At 66.2% G+C, this 21518-nt stretch carries 12 protein-coding genes and 3 pseudogenes; 13 read left to right on the forward strand and 2 right to left on the reverse strand.

Going from position 1 to position 21518, the window contains the following annotated elements; genetic code table 11:
• Nucleotides 1-83 precede the first annotated feature (83 nt).
• A pseudogene (locus ABTZ59_RS33155) lies at nt 84-374 on the reverse strand (transposase); the annotation flags it as partial.
• Between ABTZ59_RS33155 and ABTZ59_RS33160 the strand changes: the two are divergent.
• The 13 genes and pseudogenes from ABTZ59_RS33160 to ABTZ59_RS33225 form a co-directional block, all read left to right on the forward strand.
• A pseudogene (locus ABTZ59_RS33160) lies at nt 317-487 on the forward strand (CoA-binding protein); the annotation flags it as partial. The pseudogenes ABTZ59_RS33155 and ABTZ59_RS33160 sit on opposite strands and share 58 nt — an antisense overlap.
• 109 nt (nt 488-596) lie before the next feature.
• A pseudogene (locus ABTZ59_RS37460) lies at nt 597-1199 on the forward strand (NACHT N-terminal Helical domain 1-containing protein).
• Nucleotides 1175-1507: a hypothetical protein gene (locus tag ABTZ59_RS33170; RefSeq protein WP_351422708.1), complete on the forward strand. Its 333-nt coding sequence runs from the start codon at nt 1175-1177 to the stop codon at nt 1505-1507. Before ABTZ59_RS37460 ends, ABTZ59_RS33170 begins: the two are co-directional and overlap by 25 nt.
• A 506-nt stretch (nt 1508-2013) precedes the next feature.
• The gene (locus ABTZ59_RS33175) at nt 2014-5679 is read left to right on the forward strand and encodes a LamG-like jellyroll fold domain-containing protein (protein ID WP_351422715.1); all 3666 of its coding nucleotides are present in this window, start codon (nt 2014-2016) and stop codon (nt 5677-5679) included.
• 268 nt (nt 5680-5947) lie between these two features.
• Entirely contained in the window at nt 5948-12376 is a 6429-nt protein-coding gene (locus tag ABTZ59_RS33180) for an RHS repeat-associated core domain-containing protein (RefSeq protein WP_351422722.1), read from the forward strand.
• A 1168-nt stretch (nt 12377-13544) separates the two neighbouring features.
• Complete coding sequence (locus ABTZ59_RS33185) at nt 13545-13919, forward strand: SCO4402 family protein (protein ID WP_351422725.1); 375 nt, start codon at nt 13545-13547, stop codon at nt 13917-13919.
• Nucleotides 13885-15258 (forward strand): outer membrane protein assembly factor BamB family protein, encoded by a 1374-nt coding sequence (locus ABTZ59_RS37465; protein WP_503003804.1) that lies wholly within the window; start codon nt 13885-13887, stop codon nt 15256-15258. Before ABTZ59_RS33185 ends, ABTZ59_RS37465 begins: the two co-directional genes overlap by 35 nt.
• Before the next feature lie 428 nt (nt 15259-15686).
• Entirely contained in the window at nt 15687-16088 is a 402-nt protein-coding gene (locus tag ABTZ59_RS33200; protein ID WP_351422728.1) for a WXG100 family type VII secretion target, read from the forward strand.
• A 23-nt stretch (nt 16089-16111) separates the two neighbouring features.
• Complete coding sequence (locus ABTZ59_RS33205; protein ID WP_351422731.1) at nt 16112-16414, forward strand: WXG100 family type VII secretion target; 303 nt, start codon at nt 16112-16114, stop codon at nt 16412-16414.
• Nucleotides 16414-18000, forward strand: coding sequence for an RNase A-like domain-containing protein (locus tag ABTZ59_RS33210; RefSeq protein WP_351422735.1), 1587 nt, complete (start codon nt 16414-16416; stop codon nt 17998-18000). The genes ABTZ59_RS33205 and ABTZ59_RS33210 overlap by 1 nt, the downstream gene beginning before the upstream one ends.
• 35 nt (nt 18001-18035) lie before the next feature.
• The gene (locus ABTZ59_RS33215; protein ID WP_351422740.1) at nt 18036-18707 is read left to right on the forward strand and encodes a hypothetical protein; all 672 of its coding nucleotides are present in this window, start codon (nt 18036-18038) and stop codon (nt 18705-18707) included.
• A gap of 30 nt (nt 18708-18737) precedes the next feature.
• Nucleotides 18738-19043 (forward strand): RNase A-like domain-containing protein, encoded by a 306-nt coding sequence (locus ABTZ59_RS33220; RefSeq protein WP_351422745.1) that lies wholly within the window; start codon nt 18738-18740, stop codon nt 19041-19043.
• A gap of 12 nt (nt 19044-19055) precedes the next feature.
• Complete coding sequence (locus tag ABTZ59_RS33225) at nt 19056-19745, forward strand: contact-dependent growth inhibition system immunity protein (RefSeq protein WP_351422749.1); 690 nt, start codon at nt 19056-19058, stop codon at nt 19743-19745.
• Between the two features lie 1298 nt (nt 19746-21043).
• On the opposite strand, the gene ABTZ59_RS33230 is transcribed toward ABTZ59_RS33225, so the two are convergent.
• A complete protein-coding gene (locus ABTZ59_RS33230) occupies nt 21044-21376 on the reverse strand; it encodes a type II toxin-antitoxin system PemK/MazF family toxin (RefSeq protein ID WP_351422754.1) in 333 nt (110 codons plus the stop codon).
• Nucleotides 21377-21518 lie beyond the last annotated feature (142 nt).

Consider the following 21518-nt stretch of genomic DNA (forward strand, 5'->3'; position numbering starts at 1 on the left):
CTGGAACAACTCCCACAGTTCGTCCGGCACCAGCCGCTCAACGATTCCCACACAGACAGGCTACCGAACCAGCCAAATGAGATGGCTTCTAAGGCCCTGACGTGCGAAGAGCCGACCACGCAACGGGACCACTCCAGCCGGGCAGCCGCGTTGAGCTCGGCCAGTAGCACCTCGTGGAGGCGTTGCCAGACGCCGGCCTCGTTCCAGTCACGCAGCCGGCGCCAGCAGGTCATGCCTGAGCCGAAGCCGAGCTCCTTGGGCAGGTGTTCCCAATGGATGTCGGTGTGCAGCACGTACAGGATCCCGCACAGGACCTGACAGCGAGCTGGCCGGGGCGGTCGCCGACGAGGCGGTCGCCAAGGGCGCGAAGGCGGTGTGGTTCCAGCTCGGGGTGGTTGACGAGGCGGCGTACGAGCGGACCCGGGGCGCGGGGCTGGACATGATGATGGACCGCTGCCCGGCCATCGAGATCCCTCGGCTCGGCTGAGCCGCGGATCATCCGGGTGGGGCCGGTGCGGATCGCCCAGGGCACCGTAGGACCGCAGCGCAGGGTCATCGCATTCCAGGGGGCAGAGTTGGAACCCACGGTCATCGGCGTGCGGCTGGCCTCGGCCGCCATCGGCCCGCTCGTCAAGAAGCTCTTCGTCGGCGAGGGCCCCGGGGCGGGACTGGTCGACAAGCCCGTCTGCACCTCGGCGTACGTTTCCTTCAGGGGCGAGAAGCGCACCCTCACCGACGCCGATGTCAGCCGTCTGGCCGACCGGCTCGTCAGACAGGCCCTGCGGGCCGGCGAGCGGCCCGTCGCGGCCGACGAACAGCAGGCCGTCACCGACGCCCTCGCAGTCACGCTGCGCGCCCTCGGCGACATTACGGTCACCGACCTCGACGCGGTCCGCCTCGGCCACTGAGAGTTCGCCCGTTCCCTGCGGCGTGCGAGTGGCTCCCCCGAACGCCATCTGTCGGCAGACGGCACGTACTTCTACGAGAGTCTGCTCGACACGGCCTGCCTGCACATCCTGCACTTCTTCACGCGGCGCTCGACGTTCGTCGCCCACGCTCTGGTCGAGCAGACCGGCAGCCTCGGCAATCTCGTCGTCAAGCTCGACGAACTGATCCGCCGCAACCCGCTCCCGGTGGTGAGGACGCCGCCTTCGAGCAGCGGTATCTCGCCTACGTGGCGAAGAAGCACGGCAAGCTGACCATCTACGGCATCAACCTCAACAATTCGCCACGACGGTGGCCGCTGGACGTGGCCTATCTCAGCCTCCAGGCGTCACCGTCGTGGAACCAGCGGCTGGTGCTCGATCAGCTCCTCGGTGACGCGGCCGCGACCTCCGAGGAGCGTGCGGCCGTCCTGCTGAGTGCGTCGTCCGTCCGGTCCGCGACGGACGACGGGGGACGCGACGCGCTGGTGACCTCCGCCTCCTGGGATGAGTTGTGGAGAACGGTCGGACGGGAGAGTTGGCGCCGTCAGATTTCCTTAAGTGTCGGAGCGGTCGAGGTTTGATTGACCGCGGTGGCGATACTCATCGGCGCGAATCAGCCATGGTGTTTCACGGTTGTCCGGATCCTGCTTCCTGGAGGTCCCGAGGGTGAAGATCGGAGTGGGTGGATGCGAGTGAGGTGTCGTCGAAGGTGTTCGTGACGGGTCAAGGTCCCTTGATCTGGGGTGAGTTGCGATCCGATCTTTGTGCAGTGTCTGACCAGGGGGGAGATCGACCCTTCTCCCCGAAATCATCGGCAGGTGATTTGAATTTACCGACAGTTTTAGCGTCATTCACCTTTTTGGTAGTTCTCGTAATGTGCGGATAGTGCACCTGAAGGCGGTAAACCGGGTCTATCTGGAGTGTCTCAATTCCTCTGCAAGATCCTTGTCGTGTGAAGAACCTCGGTGTTTTATGTGGCGACTTCAAAAGGGGACTCGGTGCTCGACGCGGTTCGTGTCGTGAGGGGTGGGGCTGGATGCGTGTGCGTTACCGAAGACCTGGTTGGTCGAGTGGTGTACTGACGGTATTGACCGCCGGCGCCTTGCTGCTGGGTCCGCTGCCCGGGCCGGCACAGGCTGCTCCGGGGGCGCTTGTGGCCGCGGCGTCGGACGGTGCGTCGGAGCAGAGTGAGGCCGCGCGGGCGTTGGCGACCGCGCGGGAGTCGGGTGAGCGGGTCGAGGTGGTGGGCGAGCGGTCGCAGGACACGACCGTGTACGCCAATCCCGACGGTTCCACCATGACCATGGAGGAGTCGGCGGTCCCGGTCCGGGTCCGGACGGCTGACGGGGGGTGGCAGGCTCCGGACGCGACGCTCGTGCGGCAGGCGGACGGCACGGTGGCGCCGAAGGCGGCGGCTGTGGTGATGGAGTTCTCCGGGGGCGGTTCGCAGGATCCGCTGGTGCGGATCGAGGCTGGTGGCCGGTCTCTCGCGCTGGGATGGCCCAGTGCTTTGCCCGAGCCGGAGCTGGACGGGTCGAGTGCCCTGTACCGAGAGGTGCTGGACGGCGTCGATCTGAAGGTCGCCGCTACCACCGAGGGCTTCCGGCATGTGCTGATCGTCAAGACGTCTCAGGCCGCCGCGCAGCCCGGGCTCCAGCAGATCGAGTACTCCCTGCAGACAGCGGGACTGGGCGTCGTAGGCAATGACAGCGGCGGCTACCACGCAGTCGACGACAACGGCAACTGGGTGTTCCGCGCTCCCAGGGCCCAGATGTGGGACTCGGCCGGCTCCGGCGGCCCCGAGCCGCCCGCGGCCGGGTCCTCCCGGGCACTCGCCCCGGCCGCGGAAGCCGGTGACGGGGAGCAGGGTGTCGAGCCGAGGGCCGGTGACACGGTGAAGGCGGTGGCCACACGGGTCGACGAGGACTCGCTGACCGTGGTGCCTGACGCCGGCATGCTGGCCGGCACGTCCGCGGCGGACTTCCCGCTCAGTATCGACCCCTCGGTGTCTTGGGGCGAGGCGGAGCGCACCCAGCTGCGGTCGGACGGCTACGAGTCGTACGGCTGGGGCAATGGCAGCGACAACCTGGGCCAGGGCGTCGGCAAGTGCGGTACCTGGGGCGGCTATTACTGCGGCCCTGGGTATATGCAGCGTCTCTACTTTGAGTTCTCCCCGGCGAGCTTGAAGGGCAAGCACGTCCTGGACGCCACGTTCCGGGTGACCGAGCCGTGGGCGTTCCAGTGCGATCCGCGGTGGGTGCAGTTGTACCGGACGGGCAACATCTCGTCCTCCACGACGTGGGCCTCGCGTCCGACCCACATCGATCTGGTGGGTGACCGTAATGTGTCCGCCGGGCGTGGCTCGGCGTGCGACCCCGACTCTCCGGCGGCGCCGATCGAGTTCAACGACGATCCGAACGAGAGCTACGAGAATCTCACGCCGACGGTGAGGTCCTTCGCGGACGGCAAGTTCTCCCGTCTGACCCTGATGCTCAAGGCCAAGGACGAGGGCGACGCCTCGGCGTGGAAGCGGTTCAGGAACGACGCGGTGCTGGCCGTCACCTATGCCGCGAAGCCGGGAGTGCCGACCAGTCCTCTGGTGGCGAACTCGTGTGAGACCCGAGAGTCGGACCCGGCGTGGATCTCGGATCCGACGCCGGCGTTCAGCGGCCAGGTGCAGACGGCGTCCGGTGCTGAGAGCGGGGCGAGTCTGCGGGCTCACTTCTACGTGCAGAGGAAGGGCTCCGACGGGACCTGGTCAGTCGTGGCGACGGAGCCGGTACGGCCCTCCAGCGGGTATGTGGGGGACAACGCGAAGGTGACGGTCGACTCGCCGGTCACCCTCGCGCAGAACACTCTGTACCGGATGAGGGTGTCGACGCGCTCCTACTACAACGGCGCCAGTTACTTGGAGGGCTACACCACGGTGTCCACCAAGGGCTGGTGCCACTTCGAGATCGACTCGACCCGACCCAAGGCACCGACGGTGACCGCGCCCGCCGGAGCGGTGTATGCGGTGTGCCCGGACGATGGTGACGGCTGCGGGGAGGCGAGTGGCGGTCCCGGTGTAGCGGGGAAGTTCACGTTGACCAAGAACTCCGCCGACTCCAACATCGTCGCGTTCGAGTACAAGCTCGCCACCGACAAGGCATGGACGAAGGTGGCGGCGACGAGTTCGCTCACCCGCTCGATCAAGCCGGCCCTTTCGGGTGTCCAGGTCCTGTACGTACGGGCCGTGGACAATGTGGGAACCGGTCAGTCGGGGGAGACCACAGCGATCCGGTTCAACGTCGCCGAGGGCGAAGGCCCGTCGGGTCTGTGGCACTTCGACGACTCAGCCCCCGGCTCCGGGGCGACAGTCGCGGCCGACTCCGGAACGGCACCCGGTAGCCGGCACAACCTGACCCTCCACGAGGCCGGAGCGGGGTGGTCGACGTTCTCCCGGACCGGTGACGCCGGCCGTTCGCTGTGGCTCAACGACACCACCGCCGGCTCCCAGCAGACCGGATACGCGAGTTCGTCAGGTCCTGTGGTGAATTCGCAGTCCTCGTTCACGGTGTCGGCGTGGGCCTACCCGGCGGATGACACGGCGTTCCGTACGGTGCTCTCGCAGACCGGCAGTGACAACAAGGGATTCTCGCTGTATTACTCGCCAAGTGTCGGCCGCTGGGTCTTCTTGATGCACTGGTACGAGAACGGCACGCGCAAATACATCGGTGCGGGCGCCGACGCGACACCGGGCATCACCTTGAAGACCTGGACGCACCTGGCGGGTGTCTACGACGGTGACGCGCACACGCTGAGCCTCTTCGTGAACGGGCAGCGCCAGGGCGACCCGGTCACGGTTCCCGAGGCGGGTTGGGCGACCGCGGTGGACGGCAACTTCCAGATCGGCCGCGCCGGCGGCTACAACGGCACCTACAACGATTACTGGAAGGGCCGAGTGGACGAGGTCGCCGCGTTCCAGACGGCTCTGCCGGACGCCGAGGTCGCCAAGGTGGCCAAGCTTCTGAACGCGGACGAGAGCGCACGGGCTGTGGAACTGGTGGCGGCCTGGCAGCCGCAGGGCAGCACGGGCACCGCCGCCCTGGCGGACAAGGTCAGCGGCTACGGCCGGAGTCTGCAGTTGAGCGGCGGGGCGTCGGTGGTCGACGACGCGATCGTGCTGGACGGTGTCAACGACTCGGTCACCACGCCGGGCCCGGTCGTCGACGACCGGGAGTCCTTCACGGCAACCGTCGAGGTAGAGATGGGCCAGGAGGCCCTGGGCACCAAGCCGAATGGCTACACGGCGCAGGTTCTCGGTCAGCGGACGGCGGATGGGTCGGCGTGGGGTCTGTGGTACCAGCGCACCGGCTCCGAGGAATACATCGACGACGAGACAGGCGACCTACTGACCAGGCCCGTGGGGTTCTGGCGCTTCGGCCGCCTCAACAGCGACGGCTCCTTCACCGCGGTCGACTCCGAGGAGGCGGCGGCCGACGGCGCGGTGCGCCTGACCGGGGTGCACGACGCCCAGGAGGGCACGGTCCGGCTGTATCTCGCCTCCATCCAGAACGGCGTGGACACCGCGTACACCGCGGTCATCGGGGCCGGGGAACTCGCCGGCGGCAAGGGCTTCGTGAACAAGACATGGGGCCACTATCTGCCGGGCCGGATTACGGACATCAGGATCTGGACCGGTGCCGCAGCCGACAGCAGCCAGGTCGGGGACTTGGTGGGCGTCGCCCAGGACGACAACGTGTCCGGCTGATCCGGTAGGGCAGGCGGCCGGCTCCCGGCACGGGACCGGCCGCCTGTTCCTTCCTCTGCTTGCGCGGCGCGGCGTCTGCCTGCGGGCCGCTTTCTCATCCTCAGTTGATCCGTGATCCTGATGGGGGTTGTTGGTGTTCGGAAGACGGATATCTCGCAGCAGTCGTTGGCCTGCTCACGCCAGATATGTGTTGCTCCTTGCAATGTCGGTGGCGATGACTGGTGGCGGTCTGACGCCCGTTGCTCAGGCCGTGGGCCCCTCGCCCGACATGAGGCCCCTGTGGGAACGGCAGGTCACCCCGACCGAAACGGTGACCGGGCTCGGCGCCAAGGAGCAACGCGCGGCAGTGTCCACCGGGCGGAAGAGGAACGAGATCCAGGCCAAGGACGCCAAGGCCGAGCAGAGGGCCGACTGGCCCCAGAGCGGCACCGGCCAGGTGGCCGTGTCCGCCCCGGGGAAGGCCGCCCCGACCGCGGTGGGCGGGTTGCCCGTCGCTGTTGCGTCCCCCCGGGCGGCGCGCTCACCCGCCGAGGGAACCGTGCAGGTCAAGGTTCTGGGCCACCGGGCCGCAACCGACGCGGGGGTCAGAGGAGTCCTTCTGTCCGCCGAAGCCACGAAGGAAGGCGGCAGCGCGGACATCAGCTTGGACTACAGCCAGTTCGCCTCCGCGTACGGTGGCGGCTGGTCGGGACGTCTGGGCCTGGTCCAGCTGCCGGAGTGTGCCCTGACCACACCGGAGAAGCCCGAGTGCCGCACCACCACCGAGGTGGCGTCAGCCAACGACGTCTCCGGCCAGACCGTCACCGGAACAGTCGCTCTGTCGGGCACCGCTCCCACCGTTCTCGCCCTCATGGCGACCACAACGGGAGAATCCGCGTCCGGTGCGGGCACCTACGCGGCAACCCAGCTCTCGCCCTCAGCCACCTGGGCGGCGGGCGGCTCGTCCGGCGCCTTCACCTGGTCCCACCCGATACAGGCCCCGCCCGCCCCCGGCCCGTCACCCGACCTCTCCCTGAGCTACGACTCCGGATCGGTCGACGGGAAGACCGCATCGACGAACAACCAGTCCACTCAGGTCGGCGAAGGGTTCAACTCCTCCGCCAACTCCTACATCGAGCGCACCTACGGCTCGTGCGACGAGGACGGGCAGAAGGACAAGTTCGACCTGTGCTGGAAGTTCGACAACGCCAATTTGGTGCTGAATGGCAAGTCGTCCGAGCTGGTCAAGGACGACACCACGGGCAAGTGGCGGCTGAAGAACGACGATGCTTCGACAGTGACCCGGTCAACCGGGGCCGACAACGGTGACGACAACGGTGAGTACTGGACCGTCACCACCGGCGACGGCACCCGGTACGTCTTCGGCCTGGACAAGCTGACCGGAGCGGGCACCCAGCGCACCAACTCCGTCTGGACCGTTCCAGTGTTCGGTGACGACTCCGGTGAGCCCGGCTACAGCCAGGGCAGCGCGTTCGCGGACCGAGCCGTTACCCAGGCGTGGCGGTGGAACCTCGACTACGTCGAGGACCTGCACGACAATGCCATGTCGTATTGGTACACCAAGGAAACCAACTCCTACGCCAAGAATGGCGCGAGCACCGCCACCGCCTCCTACACCCGGGGCGGCTACCTCACCAAGATCCTCTACGGACAGCGCGCCGACTCCCTGTTCACGGGCGTGACCTCCGGCAAGGCCGAGTTCGCGTACTCAGAACGCTGCACCGCCTCTGACTGCTCCGAGCTGAAGGACTCCACTGCCCCGAACTGGCCAGACGTCCCCTTCGACTCAATCTGTGCCTCTGGTGATGACTGCCCCGCGACCGGCCCGTCGTTCTTCTCGCGCAAACGACTGACCCAGATCGATACCTATGTCTGGTCCGCCGGCACCAGTGCGTTCACGGCCGTCGACACCTGGGAACTCACCCAGGAGTACCTCGACGGTGGAGACATCGGCGACACCACCGACCAGACCCTGACCCTCAAGAGCGTGAAACGCACCGGGAAGAACGGCACAGCCATCAGCCTGAACCCGGTCACCTTCACCTACGACATGCGGCCCAACCGCGTCGACGGCGACCGGGACGACATCCTGCCGCTCACCAGGCCGCGCATCCGCACCGTCACCTCGGAGACCGGGGCCATAACCGACGTGACCCTCTCGGACCCAGAATGTGTACGCGGCAGCGCCATGCCCGCAGCCGAGGACAAGAACGCGTCATCCTGCTACCCGCAGTACTGGCACATCAACGGTGCCGAGGAAGCCTCCGTCGACTGGTTCCACAAGTACCGCGTCACCGATGTGATCACCAGCGACCCCACCGGCCACAGCGCGACCATGGAGAGCCACTACACCTACGCTGATCCGGCCTGGCACTACAACGACTCGCCCTTCACCCCGGCCGACGAACGCACCTGGTCGATCTGGCGCGGCTACCGTACCGTCACCGTCACCCAGGGATCCGGCTCCGGCACGTCGAAGAAGACCTCCCTCTATCTCCAGGGCATGAACGGGGACCGGCTCCTGGCAGCCGACGGCACACTGGACCCGGCCGCCCGTCGCACCGCGACCGTGCCCGGCAAGGATCTCACCGGCCTGGACGTGCCCGACCAGACGGACAGCGAGCAGTTCTCCGGATTCCTCCGACAGGAGATCACCTACAACGGCTCGACCCCCATCTCGGTCACCGTCAATGATCCCTGGTCGAAGAAGACTGCCACCCAGCACAAGTCCTACGCCGACACTGAGGCGTACTACGTCCGCACCAGCAGGACCACCGGCCACACCTACCTGACGGCCACCCAGTCCTGGCGCTCCACCGCCGTCGCCACCACCTACGACGACTACGGCATGGCCATAAAGGCCGAGAACACAGGTGACACCGCCCAGACCGGTGACGAGACCTGCACCCGCACCTGGTACGCGCGCAACGACAGCCTCGGCATCAACTCCCTCACCTCGCGCACCCGCACAGTGGGCAGAGCCTGCTCTGTCGCCGAAGCGGACCTGTCGCTGCCCTCGAACGCGGCGAACTCCGGTGACGTCGTCTCGGACACGGCCACCGTCTACGACAGCACAACCGCCACGGTGTGGACCGCAGCGCAAACCCCCACCAAGGGCGAGGCAGCCTGGAACGGCCGGGCCTCGGCCTACCCGGCCGGCGCGTCCGGTGGCGAGCGAGCACCGACGTCCTGGCAGACCGTCAGCCGCATCACCTACGACACGCTCGGCCGCCCCCTCACCACCACGGATCCCGTCGGCAACCCGACGACCGTCACCTACACCCCCGCCGACACCGGTCCGCTCACCCGTACCCAGACCAAGGACGCCAAGCTCTACAGCACCTACGCCTACATCGACCCAGCACGGGGCCAGACCACCAAGACCTTCGACCCGAACAACCGGACCACAGAAACGGCCTACGACGCGCTGGGCCGCACGACATCGGTATGGCTGCCCAACCGCAGCCGTTCCGGGGGACAGAGCGCCAGTTACGTCTTTGGCTACTCCATCTCCAAAACCGCCCCCTCCTGGACCTCCACCGGCACCCTGAAGGCGGACGGCACCACCTACTCCACCTCCTACACGATCTACGACTCGCTCCTGCGCACCCTCCAGACACAGGCCCCCGGCGCCACAAGCGGCCGGATCCTCACCGACACCCGCTACGACAGCCGGGGCCTGGCCTACGAGGCGTACGCCGACATCTTCGACACCGCCGCACCATCCGGGACCTACACACAGGCCGAGTACGGTGAAGCACCCAGCCTGACCAGCACCGGATACGACGCAGCCGGACGCCCGACCACGACGACGTTCCTGGTCGGCGGCGTACAGAAGTGGCAGACCACCACGACCTACACCGGTGACTCCACCGCCACCAGCGCAGCCGCCGGCGGCTCCGCCAGCCGCACGATCACCGATGCCCTCGACCGCACGGTCGAGACCCGCCAGTACGCCGGCACCTCGCCCACGGACAGCGACTACGGGGGCGGTTTGGGCGTGGGCTTCGCGAGCACCCGGTTCACCTATACACCGGGCGACAAGCAGAAGACGATCACCGGTCCGGACGGCGCGGTCTGGTCGTACGCGTACGACTTGTACGGCCGACAGGTCTCGGCGACCGACCCGGACAAGGGCACCACGACCACCGGCTACACGACACTCGACCAGGAGGCTTGGACCAAATCCGCCAGCGGGCAGGCGGTGATCTCCGCCTTCGACGTACTCGGCCGGGTCACCGACACCTGGAAGTCGGCGGCCAACGCGGACCTGACCAGCCCCACGGTGCTCGCGGCACAGAAGACGGACACCAACAAGCTCACCCACCTCACCTACGACACCGTCACCTCAGGCAAGGGTCAACCCGCCGAGTCCACCCGGTACGTCGGGGGAGTCGGGGGTAAGGCGTACACCCAGACCGTCACCGAGTACGACAGCCGCTACAACGTCACTGGATCGAAGCTCACGCTTCCGTCCAGTGAGCCGCTGGTCACCTCCGGTGCACTCGCCTCGAATGTCCTGAACTTCACCGCTCACTACAAGATCGACGGCACCCTGGAGCAGAGCACCGAGCCCGCGGCCGGCGGACTCGCGGCAGAGACCATCGAATACGACTACTCCGCCCAGGGACTGCCCACCACTCTCACCGCCGGCGGCAAGGGCATCGTCCTGAACACCACCTACACCGACTTGGGCCAGGTCTCGACCCTCCGGCTCGGGGTCTCCGAAGCGACCGGCACGAACAAGGTTGACATCACCAACGGCTACGAGGACGGCACTCGCCGCCTGCTGCAGACACAGGTCCGCGCGCAGACCCACGCGTACGACGCGCTGAACCTGCACTACACCTACAACGACGCCGGGAACGTCACCAAAATCGCCGACACCACCACCCTCGCCGGCGCCGGCAAGGCAGACACCCAGTGCTTCACCTACGACGGCTACCAACGCCTATCCGAGGCATGGACGCCGACCGACGGCGACTGCGCGGACAACAGGCGTACCGTCACCAACCTCGGTGGCGCGGCCCCCTACTGGTCGAGCTACACCTACGACACCGCCGGCCAACGGGCAACCGAAACCACACACGGCAGCAGTGGCTCGACGACCACCACCTACTGCTACAAGGCAGGCACCACCCAGCCCCACACCCTCCTCGCCACGACCACCGGCACCTGCACCGGAATCACCGCCCAGTATGCGTACGACGCTGACGGCAACACGACCACGCGCCCGGACGGCAGCACCACACAAAAGCTCGACTGGGACAGTGAAGGCAAACTCGCGAGCCTGACCGAGGACCCGAGCGGCGCCGCCCGAGCCACGGACTACCTCTACGGAGCCGACGGTAACCTGCTTATCCGCCGTAACACCTCCAGCAACGGGGAGACCGTCCTGTACCTCGGCGCCACCGAGGTACACCTCAAGGCCAACAAGGCGTGGGCCAACCGCTACTACACGCACGCCGGCGCCACCGTCGCCCTGCGCAGCAACCAGTCGGGCACGGACAAGATCACTCACCTCACCGGTGACCAGCACAACACCAACACGGTGGCGATCACGTCCGATACCCAGGTACTGACGAAGCGGTACCTGAACCCCTTCGGCTCCGAACGGGGCAGCGCCATCACCAACTGGCCGGACGACAAGGGCTTCCTCGGCAAGACCACCGACAAAGACACCGGACTCACCCACATCGGCGCACGCGAATACGATCCGGCCCTCGGCCAGTTCATCAGCGTCGACCCCCTCCTGCAGGTCGACATCCCGCAGACCCTCAACGGCTACAGCTACGCCGCGCAGAACCCGGTCACCCAGGCGGACCCGAGCGGCATGGGCCTGGCCTGCGGTCCGCAATTCGGCCTCGCCTGCCCGACACGCCCCGACGGCACCCCTGGCAACGGCCGACCGGGCGAAGCCGTGAAGCCCGTGTACGCATGCCCAAGCCTGACCAATCCGCAGTGCCCGGAGTACACGGGAGGCACCGCAGGTGGCGGTGGCGGCGGTGGCCACAGAGGAGGCGGAAACGGCGGATCCACGGGCGGCGGAGGTAACTCCTCGCAGCAGAAGGCTGTCCACGTCGACGACGGATGCAAAGACTGGGGCTTCCTGTCCAGCACCTGCCGCAGTGTCGGCGAGGTCTTCTACGGCGCCATCAGCAACGTTCCACACGCTGTCGAATACGCCGGCTGGATCTGGGACGACGACTGTTGGGGCGGCGGCCCGGGCACCCCAGGCTGCGACTACGGCGCCCAGTTCGACCGATGGGTCGCCGAGCACGGCTATGACATCGACGGCGACGCGTATCAGGTACCCAGTGTCGCGGCCGCTCTCCTCACCCACAGGCCGACGAGTCTTAAGGGCAGGCCGGTCAGCTTCCCCGCTCCTGGGAAGGTGAAGATCGACCTGACGCATATACTCGATCGGCATACTGCTGGAGGCAAGACCTACAAGCAAAGCGTTCGGGATGTGGAACTGAAGGGCGGTGTCCGCTACAAGGACAAGTTCTACGACGAGATGACTCCCAAGCAGATCGAGAGTGCAGTCCGTCAGTCTTATCGAAACGCTGGGAGCCCGATAAAGACGCAAGGCGATCGATACCTCATGAGGGGTACGGGCAAGGGTATGACGATAGAATTCTGGTACAACAAGGCGACGCAGACCATTGAGACGGCGTATCCGATCGGGCGTGGATGATGTTTCAGGTATCTGTAGACGAAGCCTCACTGGAGAAAGCTGCGTCTGGCGCCATCTGGGGGAATGTTTGGCTTGAGTTCGAAGGGCAATACTTTCCTCATTGGCGATGGAACGACATGGTCGTCCCATACCTGACTGCATTGGCGCAGGGTGTGAGGGATGTTAATAGTCGTCGCCCAGTTCGAGTGATGTTCTTCGATGGCCCCTTCTGGGTCGACATCCAGGCAAAGGGCGACGCTGTGGAGATCGAACCTGGCGGCGACGGGGCTGACGTCCCATCGTGCACAGTGGAACCTGTGGCCCTGTCGTCCAGTGTTCTGGAAGCGGGGCGACTCATCGTTGAGACATGTCAGCTTAAGGGCTGGAGCGACGACGACGACGTCCGCCAGTTGCGATCGGCTCTCCAGCGGCTCTCGTAAAGACCGAAGGACTTATCCAGCTCCCAGGCTGTCTGCGGTTTGGAAGCTGGGCCACGAACTGCAGCCATTCCGGTCACACGAGCGGGTACGGCTGGCGACAGTGGTGACTGCAGGAGGTTCACCACGGCGACTACGGCTGTCTGCACTGGGGGCTTCCCTTCCAGCGTCCGCAGCGTGGGAGGTTTTTCTGCGGCACTATCAGCAATGTCCCCCACGCCGTCGAGTACGTCGGCTGGATCTGGGACGACGACTGCTGGGGCGGTGACCCGGGCACTCCAAGCTGCGACTTCGGAGCTCAGTTCGACAGGCAGGTTGCCGAGCACGGCTACGACATCAACGGCGACGAGTACCAGGTGCCTTCGGCGCTGGCAGCGATCTTCGCTCACAATGGTTTGCGCAAGCCCAAGTCGTCCGGAGGAGTGGGCCCGGGGTGGTTTCCTTATGGCAGCGGCAAGGTGCCCAGCGGTTGGAGTGGTCCCGACATGACGAGAAAGTACAGGAAGGACCTGAACAAGCCAGGCTTCCTCTGGCGTGCTCCCAAGGTCAGGACAGCGTCCGCATAGACAAGGGCCACTCGAACTCCGCGAATGCCACTCAGCAGGTCGATCACGTCGTGATCAACTCCGGCGGCAGGATCGTGGGACTGGATGGTGTGCTTCTGCCGCGAAACGCGAAGATTCAGGACTACCCAGTCGAAGCTCACGTCCCGTTGATTGCATGGCAGACATGGCAGACATGGAGGACATGGAATGCCCCCTGACGACACTGAGCTACGGACACCCTGGCTGCGGGATCAGTTGGTCGACTGGCTCGCGAAGTTGGGAGACCGGGATCGGCAGGAGGTGAACTGGACGTCTGCCGGAGGGTCGGCCTTGGATCACATGTTGGACTTTTTCGACGATACCGGAGTGCTGGACGACCCCATGGGGAGAGTGGGGTTCATTCTCTATGGCGAAGAGGAGGCGAATGTCATGGGAAAACTCAAGTACGCGATCGATCGCGCCATTCAAGCCACTCCTGGGAACGATGCCGGAATGATCCGATCGCATACGTGGGAAACGGTTGTGGCCACTGCTCGGGAAGCCCTGAGTGTCATGGCGGTGGACAGTCCGTACAACGACTGATCCGAGAAGCGGATCGGCTCCGAGGCTCTATCCGGACATCGCCTCACGCCGCACCTACGGTGTTCCACGTATCCATGCCGAACTGCGCCGCCTGGGGCGGCGGGTGAACCGCAAGCGCATCGCCCGCGTAATGCGCGAGCGCGACATCCGCGGCGTCACCCGCCACAGACACCGCTCGCTGACCCGGCCCGACAGGAAGGCGACGCCGGCCCCGGACCTCATCGGCCGCGACTTCCACGCCGAGCGTCCCGGCACCAAGCTCGTCGGCGACATCACCTACCTGCGCACCACCGAGGGCCGGCTCTACTTCGCCTGCTGGCTGGACCTGGCCACTCGCGAGGTCGTCGGCTATGCCATGGCCGACCACCACCGCGCTGATCTCGTCGTTGACGCCCTGGACATGGCCCACGGCCGGGGTGGCCTGCAGCCCGGCTGCGTGATCCACAGCGATCGCCGGCAGCGAATACACAACAGTCCAATTTCGTTACTGGATGCGAGAGTTGAGAATCCGGCGAAGATGCGGGCGCACCGGATCATTTTTCGACAACGCCGCCGCGGAGAGTTTATGGGCTCTGCTCAAAGAGGAGATCGGCACTCGGATCTGGCCCGACCGGGCCACCGCCCGCGCCGAGGTCTTCACCTTCATGGAAACCTTCTACAACCGCCGCCGCCTGCGCAAACACAAGACCTTCGGGCTATTTCACCCCAGCCGAGACCAGGCAACGGCATCAACACGCTCTCGCGGCATAACCATCGAGTGTCCAAGATCACGGGGAAACCTCACTTCAAGAGCTGCCTCTACGCCCTGGACGCGGATACCGGCGACCCACGGTGGCGGATCAGGATCGCCGAGGACCTCTGGGGCAGGGTGTCCACGGTCGCGGTCGACGGCAGCACCGTCTACTTCGGCACCGAGAACGGCGCCTTTTACGCGGCCGACACCACCAGAGGCGAACTTCGCTGGAAGTACCGGACGCAGTCCGACGGCGCGGGGTGGACCGACCCACCCCTTGCCACCGACGGCGTCGTCTACGGCAGCGTCAAAAACAAGCCCCCCACCGAAGAGGGCCCTGGCCGCACGTACGCGTTCGACGCTGACTCCGGCACACAGCTGTGGATCTACGACACGACGTACTCGGCCTCGCCGCTTAACCTCCCCGGCGGCGCGGTGCACTTCAGCGACATCAACGGTTCCCTGCACACCCTGGACCCCCGCACTGGCATGTCCTTGGGGACGCCCGACTGGCCGACGGCACTGACCCGAGCCTGGCCGTCTCCGGCGACAGCGCCTACTTCGACGGCGGCGACGGCGGCCTACACGCGGGGAGGATCTCTCTGACCGAGGGCTGAGCGCCCTGATCGCCCCGACCATCGGGCGGCAAGGAATCCCAGTCGACCTCCAGTGCTCCCCTCACCAAGCCAAGATTGGCATCGGCGAACGCCCCGATGATCGCAGGCATGTGCCGCCACGCATGCTTGTGATTCTCCTGCCGGTGACAACGAAACAGACAAGGGAAGCCCCGCCTGATCGAGAGATCGGGCGGGACTTCTTCGTTTCCGTGCGGGGCGCGTACGCGGTGCAGCGGGGACGGCCCACGTACGCCGACCGTATCGGTGGACGATCGACCGATCCACATGGGGTGAGCGGGCCCGCGTCCGTGGACGATCCGCCGCTGCCGCGCCCTGAAGCGGTATTGCTAGGGTATTGCGTATAGCGGAAGTGGCGCCGGGGGCAACGCTGTTGACCATCACGAACCGGGGGATGCCGTGAGCGGTGAAAGCGGACGGAACAGATTGCGGGTCAAGGGCGATCGACTGACCGATCTCGCCAACGACCTCGACGCGATGCAGGCCCACCTGGACAAGCAGGTCAAGCGCATGGACGCCGTCGTCGACAGCATCGAAGCGGGCTGGCGCGGGCCCGCGGCCAAGGCGTACCGGGCCCTGCACCGGGGCGCGGCCGAGGATGCCGTACGCATCCGCCTGGTCATCCAGCGCCTCGAACAGGCCGTACGGCTGAGCAGGGACGGGTTCTCGGAGCAGGACCTCGACGTCATGGAGCAGCTGCGGAAGATCCAGACCGAGACTGATGTGAAGGCCGAGGCCGCCGAACTCTCGACGCCGAACCCGGCCGCTGCCTCGCCGCGGAGCAGCATCGCCGATTTCTGAGTACGGAAGTACGGAGGAGATGGATGGCGGACGACGAACACATAACGGTCGACTTCGCGACGCTGCAGAGGCTGTCCGGCGAGCTCGAGGACATCCTCAAGAAGCTCAACGAGCAACTGGACCTGCTGTACGGCCGGGCGGAGAAGATTGTCCTCACCTGGGAAGGCGAGGCCCGCGAGGTCTTCGTCGACGAACTCGACAAGTGGGACCACTCCGCCCAGGACCTGCGGGCGGCGCAGAAGTGGCTGCACGAGGTCGTCACCAAGGGGCACATCAACTACGCGGCGGCACACCAGGCGGTGTTGCGGGGTTGGGGCGTCGGCTGATGGCGGGACCGAACTCCGGGCCGCAGCCGGGCGCGCAGGGTCCGGGCCGGAACGGCACCATCGACGTCAAGCCGTCGGACCTGTTCCGGGTCTCGGGCGGCGTGGCGATGCAGCAGACGCCGATGGACAGAGGCGCCAAGGACCTGCTGGACAAGCTGAGGGAGTACCCGGACGCCGGCGGCTTCGGCATCGCTCCCCAGGCCTTCGCCACCTCTTACGTGAAGGTGGGCGACCGCTTCCTTGAGGTGTGGGCGAAGAGTGTTGTCAGCATCGGCGGCGCTGCGGTCGGCTTCACCTCCACGGCCAACAACTACGCCAAGGCCGAGGCGGCCAACGACGCCACGGGCCAGACGAAGGCGGTCACCCAGCCGTTCCCGAAGGTCATCGAGAAAGTGCCGGACTACGGCTCCGTACCGAACCTGAAGTGGGGTGACGACGACGGCGGCGACGGCTGGATCCGTTCGCTGCTTGAATGGGTGCCCGAGCCGATCCGCGAGGTGCTGCGACCGGTCGTGAAGCACGCCTTCCGGATGGGCAGGGTCGCCGAGGTCTACCCGTTCCCGCAGCAGCACTACCTCAACTCGCTGTCCAACGCCTGGATGGCAACGACCATGACGCTTTCCACGGCCGAGAGCGGTCTGACGGGCAATGTCAGCAGTATCACGCAGCAGAGCAACAGCGAATGGCACGATGCCATGCGCCGGTTCTGCAGCTCGCTGTGGGGCACGACGGCGTGGGGCACGAGCACCGCGGGCTACCAGTGGAAGCATGACTCGGCCTCCTCGCAGACCGCCACGCATCCGGTGATGACGGTGCTGTTCGACACTGCTCAGAGGGTCAGCGATCTGCTGTTCCAGTTCGCCGAGGCGGCCGTGTACCTCAACGGCGAGGTCTGGGACGTGTACTGGGACGCGGTAGAGGAGGCCATTCCCAAGGTCGAGGTGAACCTCAAGGATGGCGTCGGCATGGACGACGTCAAGGGGCTCATCAAGGGCGTGGCGAAGGGGGTCGCCAAGGGCGCCGCCCAGCTCGGTGCAGGCATCATCCTCAACATCGACACCGCAACACTGAACGCGATCGTCACCAAGTACAACTCCCGCGTCCACGCACTGGTGCCGAAGCTTGACGCGCTGATGGGGCCGCTGGACGAGGCGCACCGGAGCGCGCCCACGTTCCACGCGGAGGAGGCCCGGGCCGAGGCGTTCGGCGCCAGGGCACTGAACGACTTCAAGAACGAGCACAAATACATGGTTCCGGGTGAGGACCCGAAGGACCATTTCTATCCGCTCGACCTCGCGAGTCAGGAAGGGATCGACAACGCGGACCGGATCGAGAAGTGGATCGAGCGGGTGCAGCAGCGGGAAAGGAACAACCCCGGCTGGGACCCGAACAATTCCAGGATATCCCCGCCGCTGACCCTCACCTTCCCGGACGTTACCGGCCGCACCGTCGAGCGCGCCGACTATGATGCGCACGGCATGAGGGCGACCGCGAGCGAGGTGCACTCCGCGCAGGTCGCCCTGAAGTACAGGAAGGGCATGGACCCACCCTTCGTGGTGATCACGTCATACCCCGTGTCCCCCTGAAACCCTCGGACGTTCTTTATGGAGATGATCGCGACGTGATCTCGCACACCGGCACCCTCTTCAACGACGGACCGGTCAGACGCGTGGTCGAGACGGCTCTGCGCGCCCAGGAGTCGCAGGGCGACCTCGACCTGGACGGCGAGTTCAGGCGCTTCGTTCGCACCGCGTGTGCCGCCGATACGTCGCGCTGGCTGTTTCCTGTCGCGTCCGTTGCCGCCCTGCTCGACCACACGGCCGACCTGTTTCGGTCGGAGGGCGCGGCATTCTTCCCGCGTACGTTCACCGAACGGCTGGACAAGGCGCGGGACGGTGTTCCGGGGGACGAGTACCTGCGCACGCTGGCCGGCCTGATCAGGATGGTCGACCAGGAGCCGGATGCCGGATTCGCCGATCTCCCCCTGGCGGACTGGGAGGCGGCAGCCCGTTTCCCGGAGCTTTTCGGTTTCGGCGCCAACTGGATCTATGACGGCGAGTACCCCTTGCTGTCCGATTCGATCGCGGCTTTCGTCGAAGCCGAGCATCCGTTCTGCAGCGAGACGTTCTCCCGACTGGCAGCAGATGCCCAATCGGTACTCGTGCTCTTTCCGGAGCCCGCGTCGCTGTCCGCCAATGTGACGCGATGGATTCCCTGGGCCTCGCACGACGCACTGCGTGAGATCACCCGAAGAATCGACGACCACATGCGGATCGAGCATTCCGGTTCCTGAAGCACGCCCCGCCCACAGGAAGTTCTGCGCATGATCGTAAGGACCCGCTCGGCCACCTATCCCGACCGAGAAACCGCCCAATGGGCCACTCAGCAGGTGGTGACCGCCAATGAGCAGAAGATCCACCGCTGGCTCGCCCAGGGCACCCGCGCCCGCCTCGCCATCGAGGCTGCCTGGCCCTCCCGCGAGGCGCCCGTCGGACGCGTACTGCTGCTGGCGATGATGCTCGCCGGGCGCGAGCCCGTCGATGTGCGCGCGGCGCGTGCCGTCCTCAAGCGTGAGCCGAACAGCCCGCACGGCTTCGTTGTGCTCACCACCGTCCCGATCTACCTGTAGAGGTCCAGCGCCGTGTCCATGAAGCCGCTCGAGTTCGACCGTCGCTATGGCGAGTTGGACCAGGTGATCTGCGCGTACACCGGCATGTCGGCCGACGATGAGCCGGACGCGCCGAGCGAAGCCCTCCAGGGCTACCTCCGCCACACCTGGCACACCCGCCCCTGGGCCCTGGCCACGGCGGAACAGCAGATCCGTGAGTACGCCCGCAACCCACCGGGCCGGCTGCGCTTGAGCCTCGGTGAGTTTTACCCCGTGCCGGACGTCGGCCTGCCCGAATCGGCGATCCAGGGCTGGCTGTTCGTGATCGCGGACCACTTGAAGCGGTCGGTCGAGGAGGGCGAGGTCCCGCTTCCGGTCGGCTCCCGCACCCACTGGGAGTGGCACGCCCGCTTCCCCGAGCTCGGCCAGTTTCTCGGCGGTTGGTTCTCGCAGGACATGCCGGACGAGTTCCCGGACCACGACGCGGCCGTACGCGACTACATCGCCACCACGGACCCGCAGTTGGTTGCCCGCCTCACGGGCGAGCTCCGCGAACTGCTCGCCCTCGCCCTTGAAGAGTCCGACTACGCCCTCGCGATGGCTGAGCTGGGCATGGAGGTCGACCCGCCCCGGCCGTACTCCCCGAGCGGCTGGCTGGCCCACCTCGCGGACGGTCTGGGCGGATTCAAGGCGGACTACGGACCCGGACCGGCCGCAGGCTGACTGCGCGCTCTGCTTCGCCCTGAGTGCGGGCTCTCCACACCACCTCGCCTGCTGCACGGCCGAGGCCCTGCGGTCCGCGGGGGTGGTTTATCCGCTGTTGCGGAAAGTGCCATGGTGAAGGAGTCGGTTCCGTGGTTCGACCGTGCGACAGCGTAGGCCGGCCAGCCAGCCAGCCAGCGGGTGACGGCTCGTTGCGGCGTCTGTGGGTGCCGGTTCATCCGCGCAGGTCATTGACTTACGAAGGGTCTGTAGAGGTGCACGACGAAGGCAAAGGTCGAACGCGTTCAATAACCTCGTCGGGTGTGCACGTCCGTCGCCCCCTCAGCAAGATGTGGCGTGATCTCCGGCATGTCAATTTTCGCGTTGAAATAGAGGCGATGGCGCTGGAGACCCTGCGCGCGTATGCGGGCGCAGGGAGGTAAAGGCCGGCGTCGTCCCGACGTGCTCAAGATCGCTTGACCGCGCTTCGAGTCACTCGATGGAGGCGTGCGTCCTCGGCTTGCGCCATGGTGACTCTGGCGGCCGTGCAGCGTGCGGTAGATGTTTTGACCCCGCTGTACGGCGCAGTACAGCGAGGTATGGCTGTTCAGATCTTCAATGCGATGTCGAGCGCATTGCTGGGGGTCAAGGGGTCGCAGGTTCAAATCCTGTCGTCCCGACAGTGATGTCGGATATTTTCGCAGCTCAGGTGCCGTCTTCGGATGGCCCCTGGCGCTTTTCCGGGAGCGCTTCGGGAGCGGGTGGGAGCACGGGCCGCTCCCACTCGCTCCCAACCCGCGCGAAGCTGCGAGCGACGTCAATCCACGGTTGATCGTGGGTCGCCCGATGGTGTCGCTCCCGGTGAAGATCTCTGCCGTTCGGCTCCGCTGTTCTGCGCCACCATCACCGCCCGGCAACTGCGCGCTCTGCTGCGGCGACGTTCACACACCCCGCAAAACACCATCGGCGAAGCAGCCGACGAAGAAGTCAACCGCCCCACGCCCACGCCGCACAGGTTGAAGATCAAGCTAGGGCCTGTTGCGAATGTGCTGGTTGCCGCTCGAAAGCGCCGGCTGATCCGACCGGGGCAAGCGCCCGAGCCGATGATCCATGATTAGTGCTGGAAGCGATCGGCTGGAGGAGGAGTGCGGTTGAGCAGGACTGTGCCGGTGATTGCCGGTGAAGCGATGTTCTGGGCCTATTACTCCAGCCGTAGTTCGTGATCTTGTGGGTGGGGGGCGCCGCTGATATGGGCGCGGCCACCGTTGACCATCTGGACGAGATCGGCCGCGTCACCGGTGGCGTCCGTCGTTTTTGGCCTACTCGAGTCCACCGAGGCGAAGGGCATCCTCGATCTCGCCGAGCTTCGCGGACGGCAGGACGCCCGCCCGCCCGATCAGGTCTTCCCTGGTCAGGGTGACCAGCCATGTGCAAGGGATGAGGCCGGGACGTGGAAGTGCGACTCTGAGGACGCCTTCGAGAGGCAGTCCTTCGGGGGCGCCGACTGTCACCTCGACGGCCACGCCGCTGAGATCGGTGCCCGCGGGAGCGACGACCTGCATCGCCAGGAAACTGGACTCCTCTTCTTCGGAGAGCAGTACGACTGCCCTCCGCTCGTCGAAATCTGCCCACCAGACTTCGCCACGTTGCATATGTCCTCCTGACACGGACGGCGCGCCTGCATCGCCCCTTCGGCCGCCGCCTACTCCTGCCACAGATCGTGAGGTTGGCTGGTCAGGGCCGGTGAGAAGCTGGCTGTGGCCACCGCCGATCATCGGTGTGTGAAGACAGAAG

The sequence above is a fragment of the Streptomyces sp. NPDC094034 genome, assembly GCF_040303865.1.
Classification (GTDB): domain Bacteria; phylum Actinomycetota; class Actinomycetes; order Streptomycetales; family Streptomycetaceae; genus Streptomyces.